Origin of the sequence: Microcoleus sp. FACHB-672 (genome assembly GCF_014695725.1) — a bacterium.
Classification (GTDB): domain Bacteria; phylum Cyanobacteriota; class Cyanobacteriia; order Cyanobacteriales; family Oscillatoriaceae; genus FACHB-68.
This window is the reverse complement of record NZ_JACJOU010000031.1, coordinates 124,574-142,762: the sequence shown is the minus strand read 5'-3', so window position 1 is coordinate 142,762 and position 18,189 is coordinate 124,574. Positions and strand designations below refer to the sequence as shown.

General features: G+C 44.4%; 10 protein-coding genes. 4 read left to right on the top strand and 6 right to left on the bottom strand.

Annotated elements, in window-relative coordinates:
• Positions 1-1,568: 1,568 nt before the first annotated feature.
• Complete coding sequence (locus H6F56_RS27125; protein WP_190673134.1) at positions 1,569-2,237, top strand: HPP family protein; 669 nt, start codon at positions 1,569-1,571, stop codon at positions 2,235-2,237.
• A gap of 196 nt (positions 2,238-2,433) precedes the next feature.
• Here H6F56_RS27125 and H6F56_RS22515 read toward each other — a convergent pair whose 3' ends face one another.
• Together H6F56_RS22515 and H6F56_RS22510 are read right to left on the bottom strand one after the other, a co-directional pair.
• Positions 2,434-5,013, bottom strand: a complete 2,580-nt coding sequence (locus tag H6F56_RS22515) for an ATP-binding protein (RefSeq protein WP_190673131.1) — start codon at positions 5,011-5,013, stop codon at positions 2,434-2,436.
• Between the two features lie 223 nt (positions 5,014-5,236).
• Positions 5,237-6,202, bottom strand: coding sequence for a hypothetical protein (locus H6F56_RS22510; RefSeq protein WP_190673127.1), 966 nt, complete (start codon positions 6,200-6,202; stop codon positions 5,237-5,239).
• A 325-nt stretch (positions 6,203-6,527) separates the two neighbouring features.
• Between H6F56_RS22510 and H6F56_RS22505 the strand changes: the two genes are divergently transcribed.
• Positions 6,528-6,809, top strand: a complete 282-nt coding sequence (locus H6F56_RS22505) for a hypothetical protein (RefSeq protein ID WP_190673125.1) — start codon at positions 6,528-6,530, stop codon at positions 6,807-6,809.
• Positions 6,810-6,886: 77 nt separating this feature from the next.
• On the opposite strand, the gene cobA is transcribed toward H6F56_RS22505, so the two are convergent.
• Entirely contained in the window at positions 6,887-7,684 is a 798-nt protein-coding gene (cobA, locus tag H6F56_RS22500; RefSeq protein ID WP_190673283.1) for a uroporphyrinogen-III C-methyltransferase, read from the bottom strand.
• Between the two features lie 686 nt (positions 7,685-8,370).
• On the opposite strand from cobA, the gene H6F56_RS22495 reads away from it, so the two are divergent.
• Together H6F56_RS22495 and H6F56_RS22490 are read left to right on the top strand one after the other, a co-directional pair.
• Complete coding sequence (locus H6F56_RS22495; RefSeq protein ID WP_309236616.1) at positions 8,371-8,910, top strand: ubiquinol-cytochrome c reductase iron-sulfur subunit; 540 nt, start codon at positions 8,371-8,373, stop codon at positions 8,908-8,910.
• A 321-nt stretch (positions 8,911-9,231) separates the two neighbouring features.
• Positions 9,232-10,557 carry a HEAT repeat domain-containing protein gene (locus tag H6F56_RS22490; RefSeq protein ID WP_190673122.1) on the top strand — a complete coding sequence of 442 codons (1,326 nt, stop codon included), beginning with the start codon at positions 9,232-9,234 and terminating at the stop codon, positions 10,555-10,557.
• 261 nt (positions 10,558-10,818) lie between these two features.
• Here H6F56_RS22490 and H6F56_RS22485 read toward each other — a convergent pair whose 3' ends face one another.
• The 3 genes from H6F56_RS22485 to H6F56_RS22475 form a co-directional block, all read right to left on the bottom strand.
• Positions 10,819-12,621, bottom strand: a complete 1,803-nt coding sequence (locus H6F56_RS22485) for a putative bifunctional diguanylate cyclase/phosphodiesterase (protein WP_242032125.1) — start codon at positions 12,619-12,621, stop codon at positions 10,819-10,821.
• Between the two features lie 437 nt (positions 12,622-13,058).
• Positions 13,059-13,766: a response regulator transcription factor gene (locus tag H6F56_RS22480; RefSeq protein ID WP_190673116.1), complete on the bottom strand. Its 708-nt coding sequence runs from the start codon at positions 13,764-13,766 to the stop codon at positions 13,059-13,061.
• Entirely contained in the window at positions 13,744-17,835 is a 4,092-nt protein-coding gene (locus tag H6F56_RS22475; RefSeq protein ID WP_190673113.1) for a PAS domain-containing sensor histidine kinase, read from the bottom strand. Before H6F56_RS22475 ends, H6F56_RS22480 begins: the two co-directional genes overlap by 23 nt.
• Between the last annotated feature and the right edge of the window lie 354 nt (positions 17,836-18,189).

Sequence of the window (18,189 nt, the reverse complement as noted above, 5' to 3'; positions counted from 1 at the left end):
TATATCTGGGATAGGAAAACTTTATTTGTATATTTCGTTACAGATCGCAGCATTTGTTTATCATTCAGATTTTTGCTAATTGGTTGCAAGGTTATATTCCTTGAGGGGTATGGCTTTGGGTGAATAACGCTCAGGCTCCTTTATTGCGAATGATCAGCCGTCAGGCGGTTGTCAAAAGTGCGTTGTAGATAAGTTAAAGGCTGGAAACCGGAAAATTAGTATACTGAGTTACAAAATATTTCGAGATATGAAGTCGATGCATTTCACTGATGCGTTTTTTACATCAAGCGTTTGTTTACATCAAGTGTTTGATTGAAGCCGCTAAACACAAATCTTAATGGGTGAAATTTAAGCAAACCGCTCACAGTGAGCATTCTGGATCAATTTCAACGACTGCTGAGATGAATTCGTGTGGGTGATTGTACGGAAGGCTGTCAGTGCTAAGGCGTTGTGTCAGTGAAATTACTGAGCCGGTTTTTTCTTAGCAACTTTCTTTTTGAAGGAGAGCTGCTCAAGCCCTGGAAATGTTGGTCTTGTCTGAGCGTCTAGATGATCCTAGGGAGCTAACGCGGTTAAAACAGCCAAGGTTAGTGGACGGGTAAAGTTCAGGAAACCTATATCTAGCCCTATTTCCAGGGGATGCACCTCACAGATATGACTATTCCCTACTGGTGAACGGGTGTGGGCTAACTATTACCCAACCCGATGGCAAGGTGGTCTACAAAATGCCCTCGCCACTAATTACCCAATTAGCGATGCAAGACCGGCACGACATTCTCTTAGGGGTCGCGCTAGTTGGAAGGCGCAAAACGAAAACAACAACACTTTCAGAACTAAGCAAGGGCTGTAATCTTAAACACTATTTTGGACTCGGCTTGCAGCATCTCTGTTGATGAATGAGAACTGCTCTCTCCCCTGAAGCTTGATAACCGATTCGCTCTCTAGAATTATCACGAATGAGCTTGAGCAGATTGTGCCCGTGAGCCACACTGTCTCGGTCGATGAAACCGGCTACAAAAAACTGGTTTATCACAACAAAGCGCTAACTAGCTAGCATTATGGCTCGCTGGGGAGCATATTCAGAAGATACCCCGGCTCACATATACACTCTATAAATTTCTTCTGTCCCACTTCATTTGCTGTGGTCATGTCTTATAACCACTCCAACTTCTGGGACTAATAGAAAAAATTGATAAGCAAATTTTATAATAGTGCTAAGTTTTTATACAAAAATTACGCTTTATTTAAATAATTTAAAAATATTTTAATGATACAATGTCAAGAAATCATGACATTGACTTTATCAAGTTGGTTAGCTAGGCATCAATGTGTCTATGTGTCTCTGTAAATCTTGTTATTAAAATGTTGAGAAATGCAGTAGATGTTTTGTCTATCAGACATAAATCTCGTGGAGCTTGCATTACTCTTTTTAGTCTATGAACAACAAATTTAATTCACTTATTTTGCTAACAAACCAGAAATAGATTGGCTTTATTTATTCTTATGTTTTAAAGAGACTTAGAAGAATATTTTTTTAAGATTAATGCTTATTTACTATTGGGGAATTTATGAAAGGACATTCGCTCAAAAAGCAAAATAATTACACTTATTATCTAAGGCTATTAAGTTATAAAAAATTTCTACTCAGATGGAAAAATTACTGGTTCAAAATAAGTGGGAGGTGGAGTTATAAAAACTTGCAACTGAAATGGGATAATTACAGGTTCAAGATAAGTGGAACGTGGAATTCATGTCCTCTAACGTGCCCTATAAATAAACCTCACCACAGACACGTTTTTTGGAGTTGGTTTGGCAGTTTCCTAGCAATAGCAGCAACGGCTTACCTGTCTATGAAAACCAATACTCCGCTGCTTATGGCTCCATTTGGTGCGACCAGTGTATTGATCTTTGGTGTACCAGACAGTCCTTTGGCTCAACCCCGTAATGTAATTGGTGGTAATCTCCTAGCCGCCTTCATCAGTTTAACGATTCTACATCTTTTCGGTTCGTCACCTTGGACAATGGGAATGGCAGTATCAACAACTATTGCGGTGATGCAGATGACTGGGACGCTACACCCGCCTGCAGGAGCAATTGCATTAGTCGTAATGATGACAAATGCTCCTTGGGAATTTCTGGTAACACCGGCACTACAAGGTTCTATTATTTTGGTACTCTGTGCTGTGCTTTTCAATAATCTTGCAGAAGAGAGGACTTATCCTAAGCACTGGCTGTAAGAATTTTGATCTTGCTGTTGTCAAAGGATGAGTTTGATCACGGCTGAAGACACATCTGCAAGCGCTTGCCGGTATCGGTAGTTTACTGATTTACTGAAGGGATGGAGGAGTGTCGGTGAAATTACTGAGCCGGTTTTTCTGGTATTATTGGCAGATGCAACTTTTTATAATAAACAGCAATCCTAGAGTGACTACTTTATACTCCTTCTTGCCGTTTTACCCAGCGACGCATCAACTCAACGGTATAAACGTAGTGAGAAGCGTCTAACTTAATGACATCGTGCCTTTGCAAAGTTTCTAATGCTGCTTGTACCTGTTGGATCGTCAAGCCAGTCTCCTGAACCAGTTCCGTCAATGACATTCCTTTTACACACAATTGTCGTAAAATCTCAAGCTGTCCATCTGGCTGACTGTCTTTTGCTTGCACCCAGACACCATTAAAATAGGCATCGCCATCAGCGTAGAATTCTGTGGAGTCGATAACATCCTCAATATTCTGAACAGTGAATCGCCTTTCTTGTTCTTGGCCCTCCTCAAAAGTGCGACGATTAAAGTGCGAAACTAAGATATCGCCTATTAACTGCACTAAATAAGGCTGACGATTAGTTAACTCTATAATTTGTTTTACCGCTTCTAACTCATATTCAATATCAAAATCGGGTGATGGCTGTTTAATTAATTGTTGTGCAGCACCATCAGAGAGAAAGCTGACCGGAACCGATTTGAGATTTCCAAAAAAAGGATTCCAGTAGTCTCGGCGCATTTCGTCTAAGGTATGTAGCCCGATAAAAGCCATAATAAACCAGTCATATTTTTGAATCATACTACGCCAAAAATTTAGCAAGCGTGGTTCTAGCTGATTGTCCTCAATCATCTCCTCAATAATTTCAAATTCATCTATAGCTAGAATAAATCGCTGTTCACCTCTGACAAAGTTGAGGTTTTTAAGAAATTGCTTGAAGGCTCTAAAAGGGTTATTGGTAGAGAAGAGTTGCTCATCTGGTTCTCCCAATTTTTCTTGCTGTGCTGGGGAGAGGCTGCCAAACAGTTCTATTGCTAAGTCATAAAGTAACTCAGAAGTGGTATTTACAACCTCACTCCGCATATCAATAATCACCAGCACCGTGTTTGCTTCTAGATATGCACCTATGTTTCGCAGAACAGAAGTTTTGCCCATGCGTCGGTGTCCATATAACACCACTGAGTCGCATTGTCCTGGTTTTGTCCACGATTGCTTTAAGCGCCAAAGGATATCCTCACGTCCTACAAACAGGTTGCCAGTGACTGGGTTTCCAGCGACATACGGGTTTTGCACTGGGCCAGACACCACCGCACGCCCCAGCTTACCGCCAACTTCGCTCACCAACCTGCGCCATTGGTGAATGATCACCACCAGAGGAGCCTGCTCTAGAGTTACTACTTGAGAAACAACATACTTATATATAGCCTCAAGCTCATCTGTAGCCCGGGCTAAGGCAGCCAGTTTGTTAGATCGATTGCTAGCAGTTTGGTAAGTGGCAACCTCTACACCAACTTTTCCCAAGCGATTTAATGCAGCCAGCACTGTGGGGCGGATGGCCGATTCAAGGGGGGGCAGCTCTAGTAAAAGGTTCGAGGCATTGGGTAGCTCCGATAGATTTTCGTAAGATAGAAAGGTAGCTAATGCTTGAAATGAATAAATAATTTCTTTGCCGCCTGGAAATATTATTAAGTCTTGAACTGATTGTGAAGTTAAATGTTGAAAAAATAAATAATACAAACCATGTTTTTCTCCTCTTTTTTTTTCTCCTTTTATTTCTTTTTCTAAGTCTAGAATAAAATAATTTGTTGTTTCCAGTCCGTATAAAATGTCAGCGAAACGCGTTAAAAGTGTACGGCGGTGATCTCGCAGTGGAGTAGTTATCCACCAAATTAGAAGTTCGACTTGCGCTAAAATTTTTCCTCGTGACAGAAAACGGAGGTAAGGAGTTCCCTGTTTTCCTGCTATTAAAGCCAATAACAACTGTTTTTTTGTTTTTATCTCTATTGGCTCTAAGGCATTTAAAGGTGTAACTATATAATCATTTAAATCACTACAAGAAAGCAAGGTGTAAAAGAACTTAATTGGCTCTTGGTGATTGTGTAAATAAATTTGTAAAGCTCGTTGTGCTGCCCATCGCTGAAAAGGATTTTGAGCTACTTGATCAATCAGTCTTAGTCCGTCTAATTCAGCTTGCTGCAAGCACTGGATAAGCATCCTTTCTGTTCCAAGCAATGGCAATATAATTAGTTCGTCCCATTCAACAGGATGCGCTTTTTTCCTTAACACGCTTCCAGCCATACAAAGCTGAAAAGCATAAAAGGGAAGATGCAAAGCACCCCCAACACCTACCATAGCTAGCACCAAGCCAGAGATTAGACCATGACTTTGCGTACCGAACCACAAGCAGAATATGAAACTGCAAACCACACTGTTCACAGCGCCGAACCCTAGGCCGAATATCGTACTGAAAGCTACAGTAAGCATCACGCCACTCATTAAAGAGAACACCAGACTGCGTACCATGCCGTGTGCTACACCGAAAAATAGACTTGCTAACACATTGTGTGTCACTGCGAATCCTATGCCGTCTGCCACGCCTAATGCTAGGGTCTCTATTACGCTGAAGAGTAGACTTGACGCTAGAACAACTGCCCATCCTAACCATTTTACTGATGTATGCTGTATCCAACTAATCGCTAGCATAACTGGCAGATTCAACAGCAAAGAAAACCCTACAATCAAACCAGGAATCATCAGGTAAAGATTGCGGTAAGCTCGGATACGAGGTAAAGGGCGCAAGAGGCTCCACCCTAGTTCATCGCGGTAAACAGAGGGATCAGCTTGGTGTAAGTAGCATTTGACAGCAGTAGGACGAAAGAAGACACAATAAGCTAGCAAAAAGTAGTGACGCCAATTGAGCGGACTCAAAGATTCAGGGAGTTCACCCCGATAAGTAGAAAAGGTTGTCATGAATTGTTTATTGTTGTGTGAGACGACGGTACAAATCGGCAGCTTTTTGTTGCAATATGTCGGGGTAGCCATTACTTTCAGCCACCAACTCGCTGATTTGGCTTTCGCTAAAGGTTATGCCTGTATCCGTTAGCCGCTGCGTTAGAAGCTCACGAGCTTCCTCTGGTGAGAATCGCCCCACCTCTATTTGGCGGCAGAGGCCGGCGAGTGGGGATGATCTGTTGGGTGAATCAGGAAATAAATATCTTAATGGCCTTTCACTAGCAGTGACTAACGTTAAAGGATTGCACTCCTCCTCTGCAAGCCCACATAACTCTGCCCGTTCCTTTTCTGTGAAGTATTCCTCATGAGCCATATTGTCAATTTCATCCAGACAAAGAATGTAGTTTTGATTTCGATTTTTTAGTTTCTGCTTCAACTTGCCGCCCCGACAGGGAGGTTTAATCTGCAATTTCTTACAAAGCCCTTCAAAAAAATCTCGCTTATCATAAACATTTCGCATATCTAGGTAAATAAATGCTTCAGAGGGTCGCCTAAGACGTTCTGGCCCCAATTTGCAAATCATCCATAAGATGGAAGACTTACCGATTTTCCCTTCCCCAACAAGGGAACGGTTGCCCCCTCTTGCTAGTTCTTCAAAAAGCTGATTTAACAACAGCTTTCGGCCAATGAAGTCATTTGGGTTGGTGACAGGCTTCTCGTAAAGGAAGGGATTGACCGCACTGATGCTCAAGGTGTGCTCATCGCCTATGTCCTCACTTATCTCTATTTTGGTGTCTTTCTGAGGAGGGATACTTGCTTGCTGGATTTGTGGGAGTTCATCAACTGAACATCCGAGCAGGAGTTGGCAAAACCCATCAAGAAGCCAGAACTCGCAAACATTCCGCTCCTTTTCTAAGAAATTTCGTATTGTTTGCTCTCTCGGCGGAGTAATACCGAGTTCTCTGCTCCAGTCATCTGTAAACTTCTTCATTAAACGAAGCTTTCCTGTCCTGTACCTGTCGTCAAACGCCTGACGGAGCTTTGGATGCAAGCCTGGGGGCACAGGATATAAGTGAGCATTTTCCCTTTTGTTGTTATCTGGTTCAGATGTAAAGTCCATAAAGCATTGGTGAATTCCGGTAACAACCCTCAAATATCAATCATTTTAAAGCTTAATCACAAATTGGCTTCAAATTGGTTTTGCTTTGTAATTGGCTTTAAATTGGTTTCAAACAAAATCTATAAAATCCTTATTTGAAAATCCAAAGCTTTATAAATTGAATTGAATTTATAAATTTACTTGAGTGATTTGAATTATGTTTCTACCGATTTCGCAGATGACGCAAACCCAATTCCTCACGCCAACTGAAATTGCAAAAGAATTAGAGAAGCAGACCGGCAAGAGAATGAGTGCGATTACAATTAACAAACTACTGGCAGCCATGAATTTGCAACGGAAAATTAGCAACCTCTGGGAACCTACAATATTAGGAAAGGGATTAAGTGTACTGCTGCCATATATCGGCCAAAACAATCACGCCGGCTTTCAATTGAAGTGGAGTACCGATGTGATTGATTTGCTAAAAGTTCGTATTTAGAAAGAATGATTACCGGCCTCTCAAAAAAAAGGAGGCCGGCATTCGTGCCAGCCCCTCAAAGCAACCAAGAGATTATTTTAGGCAAACACAGCCGGCCTGCAACTCGCTAAAACTTGATGGAGATTAACCACATTTCCAATCACAGCAATTGCCGGCGCTTCAAAACCCGTCGCCTCGACTTGTTCCACAATCGTTGCTAAGGTGCCAATCAGTTCTTCTTGATCCGGTCGAGTTCCCCAGCGAATTAATGCCACCGGCGTCTCTACATTCAAACCGGCATCGCGCAACTCACCGATAATATAAGGCAAATTGCGAACACCCATATAAATTACAATCGTTTCTGAACCATGAGCAATTGCGTGCCAATTCACATCAGGCCGATATTTGCCAGCCGATTCGTGGCCGGTTACAAATGTCACCGAAGAACTGTAAGATCGGTGCGTTAATGGAATTCCCGCATAAGCCGGCGCGGCAATCCCAGAAGTCACCCCAGGCACTACTTCCACCGGCACACCGGCAGCCACCAAATCTTCCATTTCCTCGCCGCCGCGCCCGAAGACAAACGGATCGCCTCCCTTCAGCCGCACGACAACCGCATGACTCTGCGCTTGTTCAATTAACAGTTGTGTCGTTTCTTCTTGTAACAAAGAGTGACGCCCGCTGCGCTTGCCGGCATTAATTTTTTCCGCGTATGGGCTAATCAAAGCCAAAATCTGCGGGCTAACCAAGGCATCGTAAATCACCACATCCGCGCACTCTAACAGTGTCTTACCCTTGATTGTCAGTAGCCCCGGATCTCCTGGGCCGGCACCTACGAGATAAACTTTCCCCAGACGCTTCTTCTCGTTATCGGTTATAGAAGTTTCAGCAGTCATAGCGTTGGCATCGAATGAAGACAGAGTTTGAGCGTTTAGCGGCATAGGCGTTCTGATTTATCTATACTTTACAATTTAGAATTTCAACCGGCTTAAATCGTATCTTTAATTACAAACTATTGCTGTGCTTGGAATGGTTGAATTGCTTCAATCTGCTGTCAGCATATAAGTTTACTTTTTAACCGTCATTAATCAAACAAATCAAACCAACGTTCCTATTTAAATTATGCACCCTCCTGCCAAGCTTCGCCATTCTCTACGTGATTTTACTGAATTAAAACTTACTCAAAATAATAGAAGTTCAGCACTTAAATGCTTTCAGATTTTTTTATTTAAAAATGTATCAAAAAGTACGTTTCTCTCTAAAGATCCCACAAAGTCAGCATTGCGGGTAAACAATGCCGGCAAAGAAATAAAGGACACAACCAAACCAATTCGGATATCCCCTCAACGGTTTCATTACCCCACCTTGGCAAGTTTTGAGCCGTCTGACTGCGGTGGAAACCAGCAACTCGGCTCAATTTGAACCCGTTGGACGCTCACTTAAATTTATTTAATAGTATCCTAAAAATTATATAAAATTTTCTTTTGACCATAGAGATTTGAGCGTTACCAGCCCTACTCGCGTAAATTTGCGGTTTTTTACGCGTGAGTGTAAGCAGATACTAGGCTTGGGGCATCATTCAATGGAACGGGGAACCGACACTCTGCCAGCCTCAGTCGCCAAATACATAACCATTAACACCGAAACTGCTATGAATCGTCGTGAATTTTTAACGTGGGTTGGTGCCGGCGCATTAGCCACTTCTTTGCCGGTGGCAATTGCCGCGTGTTCTCCAAATGCAGCCACCAACCCATCCTCACCATCAGCCAACAATTCCACAACCACACCGCAATCTGCGGCAGGCAGTACGGGATTTCAAGCCGTCGGCAGCGTAGCCGAATTAGATAAAGCCGGCCAAATCCTCAACAAACAACTCCCCGTTGGCCCAGTTTTGGTGATCCGTAACCCAGCGGATGCCAGCAGCTTATTAGCAGTCAATCCCACCTGCAGTCACAAAAGCTGTAGTTTGGTGTGGCAAGCCGGTGAAAAAGTGTTGAAATGTCCCTGTCATGACTCCGACTTCGCGCCTGATGGCAAAGTCCTCAAAGGGCCGGCAAAACAACCGCTGAAAACCTATGAAGCTAAAATAGAGGGCGATTCTGTTCTAGTCAAGGTGAGTTAACGAGAGCAGCATCCCATCGATCCCTGCGGGGATGCTGTTGTTGATAAAAAATAGCTAAACTTGATGTTTAAATGCGCTGAAATTAAACTTATTTAAAATATAAATAAAATTGGTCTGCCTGATAACGCTGCTGGAAATATGAGTATTTTGCATAAAAATCATGAGTGTTTGACATCAACATCGGCTCAACCGGATAATTTTAGAGTAACGTGGTTAATTTAAAGGCCGGCAAAATTTTGCGGACATCCCACTCCAGAAACTCAGCAGGCTAATTTCTGGCAAGCATTTTTGTAAAACACCTGGGAACGTTGAACTTTAACGATGTCAAATGTTTTGATTTTAGAGCAAGCGCGTTTAGCGGAGCAGCAAGCAAACTGGTCATTACTGACCCAGCATTTGCAGCAGCTGCTCATGGGGGAAAATCAGAAAAGTGGCCTTGAGAAATGCGAGCCGGCGGAACAAGAAAATTTCAATATTCTGCTGCTTTGGGCGTTAGAGATTTTGGAAGCGGGGGATTTTCAAGAGCGCTGGGATGTTGCGAAAATTTTCCCAAGTTTAGGCACTGAAGTGATTGAGCCGCTGATTGAAATTCTAGAAGATGAAGATGCCGATTTGGAACTGCGCTGGTTCGCGGGTCGGATTCTGGGAGAATTTAATCAGCCGGCAGTGATTCACGCCCTCGTAGCATTGCTGAAAACCTCTGAAAGTGAGGAGTTAAACGCAATGGCATCTGGGGCTTTGGCTAACTTAGGGGCGTCGGCAATCGATGCTTTAATCAGCCTTTTAGCAGAGGAAGAGTCCAGGCTGTTTGCGGTGAAAGCACTCGCCCAAATTCGTAACGCTCAAACGATTGCGCCACTGCTGAGTGTTGTCAAGGACGGGCAAGCGCTGGTGAGGGCTGCTGCCATTGAAGCACTGATTGCGTTCCGCGATCCGCGCATTGTGCCGGTGCTGGTGGATGCTTTGAACGATTTAGCTGCACCCGTGAGACGAGAAGCTGTCATGGGTTTGGGTTTGCGTCCCGATTTGCAAAACGAACTGGATTTGGTCAAGCTGCTGACAGCGCGGTTGTGGGATTTCAATTTTGAGGTTTGCCAGCAGGCGGCGATTTCACTAGGCCGGCTCAGAACTGCACCGGCATCTGCGGCGTTGTTTGAGGTGCTGCGCTCGTCCGCAACCCCTGTCCCTTTGCAAATCGAGGCGATCCGGGCTTTAGGGTGGATGGGAACCACCGAGGCGCTGGAGTATTTGCAACAGGCGCTTGTCGGTCAAACGCAGTGTGCAGTGGGTCAAGAAATCGTGGCCCTTTTGGGACGCATGGAACTGCCGGCGCTGACTGTCCGCGCTGCTGAAATTCTGATGAATCTGCTGCACTCTTCCCATCCCCTAATTCAGCATCCCAGCATCAGAAAAGCGATTGCCTTGGGGTTGGGGCAGTTGGGACACCGGCAGGCTTTAGATTCGCTGATTTATCTGCTGGCAGACTTAGATGTGGGGGTGCGGCTTCATGCCCTTGCGGCGCTGAAGCAGCTGGCTCCTCAAAATGCCCGTCAGCAATTAGAGCTGTTGGCGACTAATGAGCAACTGACGCCGGCGCTTAAAGCGGGCGTTGTTCTGGCGCTGAATGAGTGGCCGGTGGTGGAATAAGGCGTGGGTGTGACGTGAGCCGGCAGCCTGGAGCCGGCTTATTTTCCTATTTCTTCAACTGCTTTGATAATCTAGGCAATTTGTCAAGAAATATAAAAGTCAGAAAGGCATTGGGAGGTTCCCCCCAAACCCCCTCCAAAAGGGGTTATCTGTTGCTCCTTATATAAGTAAGAAATGCTATATTTATCTTAAAAAAATTAACTCATGCTAAGTAATTTTCGCCTTGATCGCAAACTTTTTTAGGTTTCATTTTATTATTTTTTAATTGTAAGCTTTCAAACATTTTCCTGATACTAAAAGGTTTTCAAATTCTGATTTTGGCAGTGGCCGGCTAAATAAATAACCCTGCATTTCATCACACTCACTTTGTTTTAAGAACGCGAGTTCAGCTTCAGTTTCTACGCCTTCAGCAATTACTTTCAGATTCAAGCTGTGAGCCATTTGAATCATGGCCTTGGTAATCGCTGCGTTTTTAGAATCACTGGCAATATTGGAGACAAAACAACGATCAATTTTTAAAGTATCAAAAGGAAATTGCTTCAAGTAATTTAAAGAAGAGTAGCCAGTGCCGAAATCATCGATAGAAATTTGAATTCCCAAAGCTTTAAGTTGCTTTAAAGTGGTAATATTTTCTTCGACTCTTTGCACAATGATCCGTTCGGTTAATTCTAAATCCAAATAGCTAGGATTAATGCCGGTTTTAGTTAAAATCCGAACAACATTTTCACACAGATTGGAATGATGAAACTGCCGGCCTGACAGATTCACCGCAATGCGTAAAGGCGGTAAACCACGAGATTTCCATTCGGCAAGCTGAGTACAAACACTCTCTAAAACCCACTGGTCAATTTGCAGAATCAAGCCGGATTGTTCTGCTAGGGGAATAAATTCTGCCGGCGACACAAACCCCCACTCCGGATGATCCCAACGTAAAAGTGCTTCCGCACCAGAGATCAGTCCTGTCTTAAAATCTACTTGAGGTTGGTAGTAAACCTGAAATTCTGAGCGTTCCAACGCATAATGCAAACTCGCTTCTAGAGCTAGCGTTTTCGAGAAATAGTCATTAATTTGGGGCGTGTAAAACTGAAAGTGATTTCCCCCTTGTTCCTGTGCATGAGACAGCGCAGCATCCGCGTGTTGCAGCAGCATACTCAGATCAGGCCCATTGTCTGGATAAACGGAGATGCCAATGCAAGCTGTAATAAATATCTCATGACCGTTCAACACGAAACATTGAGAAAGCGCATTAAGAATCAACTGGGCACTCTCTGCCGCCGCCCAATTGTCCTTGCCGGGAGCCAAGACAATCACAAATTGATCGCCGTTCAAACGCGCGATCGTGCTAGCCTCTCCTCCAACGCATTGAATCAGCCGGTTAGCGACTGCTTTCAAAAGTTGATCGCCGACTGCGTGCCCTAAGGTTTCATTAATGCGGTTGAACCGATCTAAATCCAAAGATAAAATCGGCACCTGCTGTTGATGGTGATAGGCTTGAAGCAGCAATTGTTGCAGCCGCTGTTGCAATAATTGCTGATTGGGAAGATTCGTTAGGCTGTCATAATGAATCAGATAATTCAGTCTTTCTTCTAACTGCTGAACTGACGCCATTAATTGCATCTGCTGCGTCTTATATTGGTGCTGCACAGCAAGTTGCTTTTCCAGACGGGTTGCCACCACTCCTAACAGTTCAGTGCGCCGAAAGGGCTTGGTAAGATAATCGTCTGCCCCTAAATTCATCCCTTGACGCAGATCCGTTTTATCCGCCCTTGCCGTGAGAAAAATGAAGGGAATTGCTGCTGTAGCGGCGTCTGTTTTGAGTTCATTGAGAACACCATATCCGTCGAGTTCTGGCATCATGATGTCGCACAGAATTAAATCGGGGAGGTGTTCTTTGGCTAATCGCACGCCGATCTTACCGTTCTCTGCACCGATGGCATCAAACTCTCCGCCGGCCTCAAGGATTTCCAGAATGTTAGCGCGGACGAGAGCCTCGTCTTCAATAACCAGAATTTTTCGCATCAGACCTTTAGCGTGCAAAGACTGCGGGAGATTTGAAAACAGCATAAAGACTTATCCGCCATATTGATAGATGCAACCTAACAAGTGTTAATCTTTTCACCAAATGCCTTCAGCAATTAAGGCTCGGTTGTCTAACAACCAAAATTCATTTTCTAACAGATTTTATGCAGAAATTGTATTTTTCATGTTTTAAATATCCTTTAATTTTTTTTACAAAAAGTTTATTCGTTATTGAGCAGAGGAGCGGGTAAGTTTGATCGACAAAGCGTGATCCACTGCCCAAGATGCTGAATTTGTTGGGGTGCGTAGCTTTCAGCTATCGAAATTGCCTCGAATCGACAACATCCAAACTTGATCGAAAAACTGCCAAAACAAACCTTCTGGATATAGCTTAAGCCAACTCTGGGAAAACAGGTATCCCCGCCCCTTAAGTAAAAATCCCATACGTACTTAGACTTTTGCACGTCAACCAAGCTCATATTTTAGTTCCTGCTTTTTTGATTGAGCAGGTTGAATTGACGCAGAAGGCGGATATTATCTGGCGTCAGCAGACTTTGTAACTCAGAAACCTGATTGAGTAAAGCGATTTCGCGCTCAAATTCTTCTTGCAAAATCTCTAAATAGCGCTCTTTGTGGCCTCCCGGTGGGGGATTTTTCAGCAGTCGAATTGCCATGTTGATGTTGGAGAGGGGATCGGACAGCTCAGAAATCAGCTTCTTCAAGAGTTCCTCTTGGGTGTCGCTCATGTGCTGAAGTTCCAGCATTTTTTGGTTGAGTGCTTCAGCACGCTGGCGTTCAGCCGTATATTGCTGCATCAACGCTGCGTGTTTGGCAAGCCGCGTAGAAATGGCTTCGAGCAACTCTTTGCGTCGGAAAGGTTTTGTGAGATAGTCATCTGCGCCTAAGTTCATCCCCTGGCGCAGTTCTGTTTTATCCGCCTTGGCGGTGAGAAAAATAAAAGGAATCGCTGCGGTAGCCGGCTCGGATCTCAGTTGAGTCAGCACCCCATAACCGTCCAAGACTGGCATCATGATGTCGCACAGAATCAAATCCGGGGTATTTTCCCTGGCCAACTGCACGCCAAACTCACCATTATCCGCACCGATAGAGTTGAATCCTCCGGACGTGAGAATCTCTAGGATATTGGTTAAAACAGGCTGCTCGTCCTCAATCACTAGAATCTTCTTCATCAAAGTTGCTCCGGTTGGTTAATGGCAGTGCGACTGTAAAGGTAGTTCCCATACCAACTTCACTTTTAACTGTAATATAGCCGCTGTGCATATCTACTGCTCTTTTTACAATAGCTAACCCTAGGCCGCTTCCTGGGATATCTCCAACATTCTTAGCGCGATGGAACGCCTCAAAGAGTCGCTGTTGGTCTTCTGGCGGAATCCCAATCCCGTTATCTTGGATTTGGAAGATTGCTTGTGCTTGCTGACAAGCGAGTTTAAATGTGATTTGTCCTTTTTTGGGGGAGTATTTCAGCGCGTTTGACAGCAGATTGCTGAGGATTTGCCGCAGCAGCTTTTCATCAGCCAAAACTTCAGTAAATTTGCGGTAGACAGATTCTATATTGTGTGAAAGCTTTGGTCTAACTTGAACAAATTCAATGATATGGAGCTTGTCGGCACTGATTTGGAATTCTTCAATTAAATCGCAGCAGAAGGTAGGAAGATCGACCCATGTGGGGTGGAAAGGCAATTTACCGGCATCGTTCCTGCCAATCACTAGCACATCATTTAATAACTGAGTCATATTAACCGCAGCCGTTTGAATCCGCACGAGATGTTCGAGTTTTTTCTCGGTTTTCTCAAGGGGCCATTCTTGGCAATAATATTCCAGTAAGTCTGCAGAAGACAAGATAGTGGACAGGGGTGTGCGAAATTCATGAGAAACCATTGTCACAAATCGAGAGCGCAATTCGCTAAGTTCTTTCTCTTTCGCTAGCGCCTTATGAAGTTCTTCTTCTGCCTGTTTGCGACCCGTGATATCCTTAGCGACACGGCAGAGCCGGTAAACCTCACCGGCTGCATTGCGAACAGGAAAACTGCGATCCCAAATCCAGCGGATAGATCCGTCAGGTCGGATGATGCGATACTCCTGATTTAAGACGATCTCGCTCGATTGAGAGGACTGAAGTTTAGCCATAGAACCGGCAAGCGCTGGCATTAACTGCTCCCGATCTTCTAAATGTACGGCATCTAGCCAGGAGAGGGGTGAGGCGTAAACCTGCTCACAAGACCGACCCCAAATTTGTTCATACATCGGACTGACGTACAGCATCTGGCTGAAGTCTGGAGTGACGATCCAAAAGACTTCGTCAACATTTTCTGCTAACTGGCGGAAAAACACTTCTGATTCGCGCAGCGCCGCCTCTACCTGCTTGCGCTCGGTGATGTCTTGGATCTGTGAGACATAATAAAGCGGCTGACCTTCAGCACCATACATCAGGGACTTTGTCAGCTGCGCCCAAACTGTGTGGCCATTCTTATGGATGTAGCGCTTTTCCACTTGCTGGCAGTAGATTTGGCCGGTTTCAAAGTTGCGGTGAATCTCCAAGCACAGAGGTACGTCTGCGGGATGAGTTAGCGCTTGGGAAGTTGTTGCCGTTAATTCTAATTCTGAATAACCCAGCATCTCAGACAACGCACGGTTTACCTGCAAGTAACTCCCATCGAGTCCCACGAGAGCCATGCCGGTGGCCACATCTTCAAAGGCTCGTCTGAACCGTTCCTCACTTTCCCGTAGCGCCGCCTCGGTTTGCTTGCGTTCTGTAATATCGTTGAGGGTGCCGGTGATGCCGGTGAATTTGTCTGGATCGTCGGTGTTTAGACGGGCGAACACTTCCAGCCAGCGGTAGCCGCCAGCCGCTTCACTGATCCCACCTCGGATAGAGCCGCTGTGCGAGTTGTTATTAGGCTTGGTAAGGTAGCGAATTTCTTGCCGGCAGTAATCTTTTTGGCCGTTAATTAGCAGTTGAAACAGCTCGATCTGGCACTGCTGATCGTCGGGATGGACGAAATCAAGAAAAAACTTTCCTAAGCTTTCCTCAACACTAAAGCCGGTGATTTCATACCAAGCCGGATTAAGAAATGTCCACGCTCCCGCTGTGTCTGTTTGGAAAATAACTTCTTTGAGGCTATCAACAACTGAGCGATACTTTTGCTGGCTTTTTTGCGCTTGTGCCTCTGCCTGGGTACGCTGTCCAATTTCTTGATGCAATTGTTCGATCACCACACGCAATTCTGTGGTCTGCACTTCAACTTTGATGCCTAAAATTTCATTGGTTTTTTGCAATGCTTCTTCTGCTTGCTTCCGTTCGGTGATGTCGCGCACGACTTTTGCAAAACCCCGTAGTTGCCCTACTTCATCTCGCAAGGCACTGAGCGTCGCACTCGCCCAAAATCGCGAACCATTTTTGCAAATTCTCCAGCCTTCGCTTTCAAACCGACCTGTGGCGGCGCAAGTTTCTAGCTGCTGATTCGGTTTGCCTAACTGCCGCTCTTTGGGTTCGTAAAAGCAAGAAAAATGCTTGCCGACAATCTCGTGGGCATAATATCCTTTGATACGCTCTGCGCCGGTATTCCAACTGCTCACATATCCTTGGGCGTCGAGCAGATAAATTGCATAATCTTTCACCCCCTCCACCAACAGACGAAATCGCTCCTCACTCGCTTGCAGCGCTTCCTCCATCTGTTTGCGCTCAGTTATATCCTCATAAGTGCCTAAAATGCCAATTACCTTTCCTGAGGCGTCATGGAGGGGCACTTTATTGGTGTCTAGCCAAGCTTGTTTGCCATCGGCTTGAAGTTGGGTTTCAATCATGTGATACTGCGGGGTGTCTGTCTCCATCACTTGCCAGTCCCACTCGCGGAAAAAGTCGGCTTCTTCTTTTTTCCAAGCGAAGTCGTAATCTGTTTTACCGACAATGTTTTCTACAGAATCCAGCCCAGCATCTTTGGCAAACAGACGGTTGCTGCCCAAGTAAACAGAATTTCTATCTTTCCAGAAGATTGCTTGCGGAATATTATCAATGACCAAGTGCAACATCTGCCGAGACGAACGCAGATCAAGCTCAGTTTGTTTACGTTCGGTAATGTCTTCAGAGATCCCCAACAGCAGATGCGGGCAGCCATCGGCTGTGCGGGCAAAAACGGTATCGCGGCTATAAAACCAGCGCCATTCGCCATTGGCGTGTCGCATCCGGTACTCGCCTTCTACAATTTCCCCCTCTTTGGCTTCGGCAAATTTCTCGTAGTTAATCTGTACTTTTGCCCAATCTTCAGGGTGCATGACGTTGGGGAGAAACGCCGCGCCCATTGCTTGAATCTGTGCCGGTGTGTAGCCCAACTTTGCAAACATCGCGCGGTTGCAATAGACGTTTCGCTCCTCGATAAGATCGTAAAGATAGATAATACTGGGTGTGGCTTCGGTAATGCGTTCGAGAAGACGTTGCTTCTCTCGCAGCGTTGTTTCGGCTTCCACTTGTGCCGTCCTATCTTCTCCGACTGCCTGGAATTCAACCGGCACCCCTTCCGGGTTAAAAATACCGCGAATTGCCCACCCTTGACAGCGAGTATTTCCGTTCGATTCGCTTGCAAAAAACTTTAGTGTTTCGTGGGGTTTTTCTTCAGTTAAGGATGCGAGGTTTTGTTGGATCTCCACTCGTTCTTTTTCTGGAAAAAGAGAGAAAAAGTTCTCGCCTAGCAATTGTTCTGATGTTTTGCCAAAATACTCGCAACAGGCGTGGTTAACGAAGGTGAGGGTGCCGGTTATCAAAAACCGGCAGATTGTTGCGCTTTGGGCGTCAAGAATGGCGCGGTAATATTGTCCGGTTGCGTTTTCACTGCCGGCTTTTACGGATTCTGCTTGCTTAAGGGCTGTAATATCGCGCTCATAAACGATTAAAGCGTTTAGCTGTAAGCCATCCCAGACTGGATTAATATGATTTTCAAAATAAAGATTATTGCTTTTGTCTTCAAAGTGTAGCGGTAAAAGGGTGCAAATGGCTTCGTCAAATTTTGTTTTTCTTGTGCCGGCAATATCACTTGGTAACAGATCGTAAAGGGATAACCCAATGAGTTCATCGGGGATTTTTCCGATTCTTTGAGCTGCTGTTTTGTTCAATGCTCTGATCGTGCCAGTAGGATCAACTACGATGGCTGAGCCGGTAGTAAAATTTAGAAGCGCTTGGGTTAAGGCTTTTTCTTGGAATAATTTTGTTTTTTTCTCCCTATTTTTTCTCATTTTTTGCTGCATCTGATCGTCTCCCTGAGTGAAAGATTACGAAGATTAAGATTTTCTTTAAAATATTATTTTTTTGTTTTTATAAATCTTTATAGAAAGGAAAATTTTATAGAATTTGCATTGCTCTGAATACAAACTTAGTGATATTTATTTTATAGTAACGGATTAATAATGAATTTGGCGAAATCAAGTTTTTTTTATATAAACCACAGATGCACACAGGTGGTTTAGAAGTATTTGTAACTTTTGCTATAAGAAGTTCAATCATGACAACAATATTTAAGTTAAGCTGTCAACTATGGATTCCAAGGAATTGAAAACTGCCATACGTCATTCTTGGGTTTTCTCACAAATTTATAGCTATGC

Excerpts from the sequence above, each read along its gene's own strand:
- H6F56_RS22480 (WP_190673116.1), bottom strand. The coding sequence starts at position 13,766 with ATGAAGAAGATTCTAGTGATTGAGGACGAGCAGCCTGTTTTAACCAAT.
- H6F56_RS22505 (WP_190673125.1), top strand. The coding sequence starts at position 6,528 with ATGTTTCTACCGATTTCGCAGATGACGCAAACCCAATTCCTCACGCCA.
- H6F56_RS22515 (WP_190673131.1), bottom strand. The coding sequence starts at position 5,013 with ATGATTCCTGGTTTGATTGTAGGGTTTTCTTTGCTGTTGAATCTGCCA.
- H6F56_RS27125 (WP_190673134.1), top strand. The coding sequence starts at position 1,569 with ATGAAAGGACATTCGCTCAAAAAGCAAAATAATTACACTTATTATCTA.
- H6F56_RS22510 (WP_190673127.1), bottom strand. The coding sequence starts at position 6,202 with ATGAAGAAGTTTACAGATGACTGGAGCAGAGAACTCGGTATTACTCCG.
- H6F56_RS22495 (WP_309236616.1), top strand. The coding sequence starts at position 8,371 with ATGGAACGGGGAACCGACACTCTGCCAGCCTCAGTCGCCAAATACATA.
- H6F56_RS22490 (WP_190673122.1), top strand. The coding sequence starts at position 9,232 with ATGTCAAATGTTTTGATTTTAGAGCAAGCGCGTTTAGCGGAGCAGCAA.
- cobA (WP_190673283.1), bottom strand. The coding sequence starts at position 7,684 with ATGACTGCTGAAACTTCTATAACCGATAACGAGAAGAAGCGTCTGGGG.
- H6F56_RS22485 (WP_242032125.1), bottom strand. The coding sequence starts at position 12,621 with ATGCTGTTTTCAAATCTCCCGCAGTCTTTGCACGCTAAAGGTCTGATG.
- H6F56_RS22475 (WP_190673113.1), bottom strand. The coding sequence starts at position 17,835 with ATGCAGCAAAAAATGAGAAAAAATAGGGAGAAAAAAACAAAATTATTC.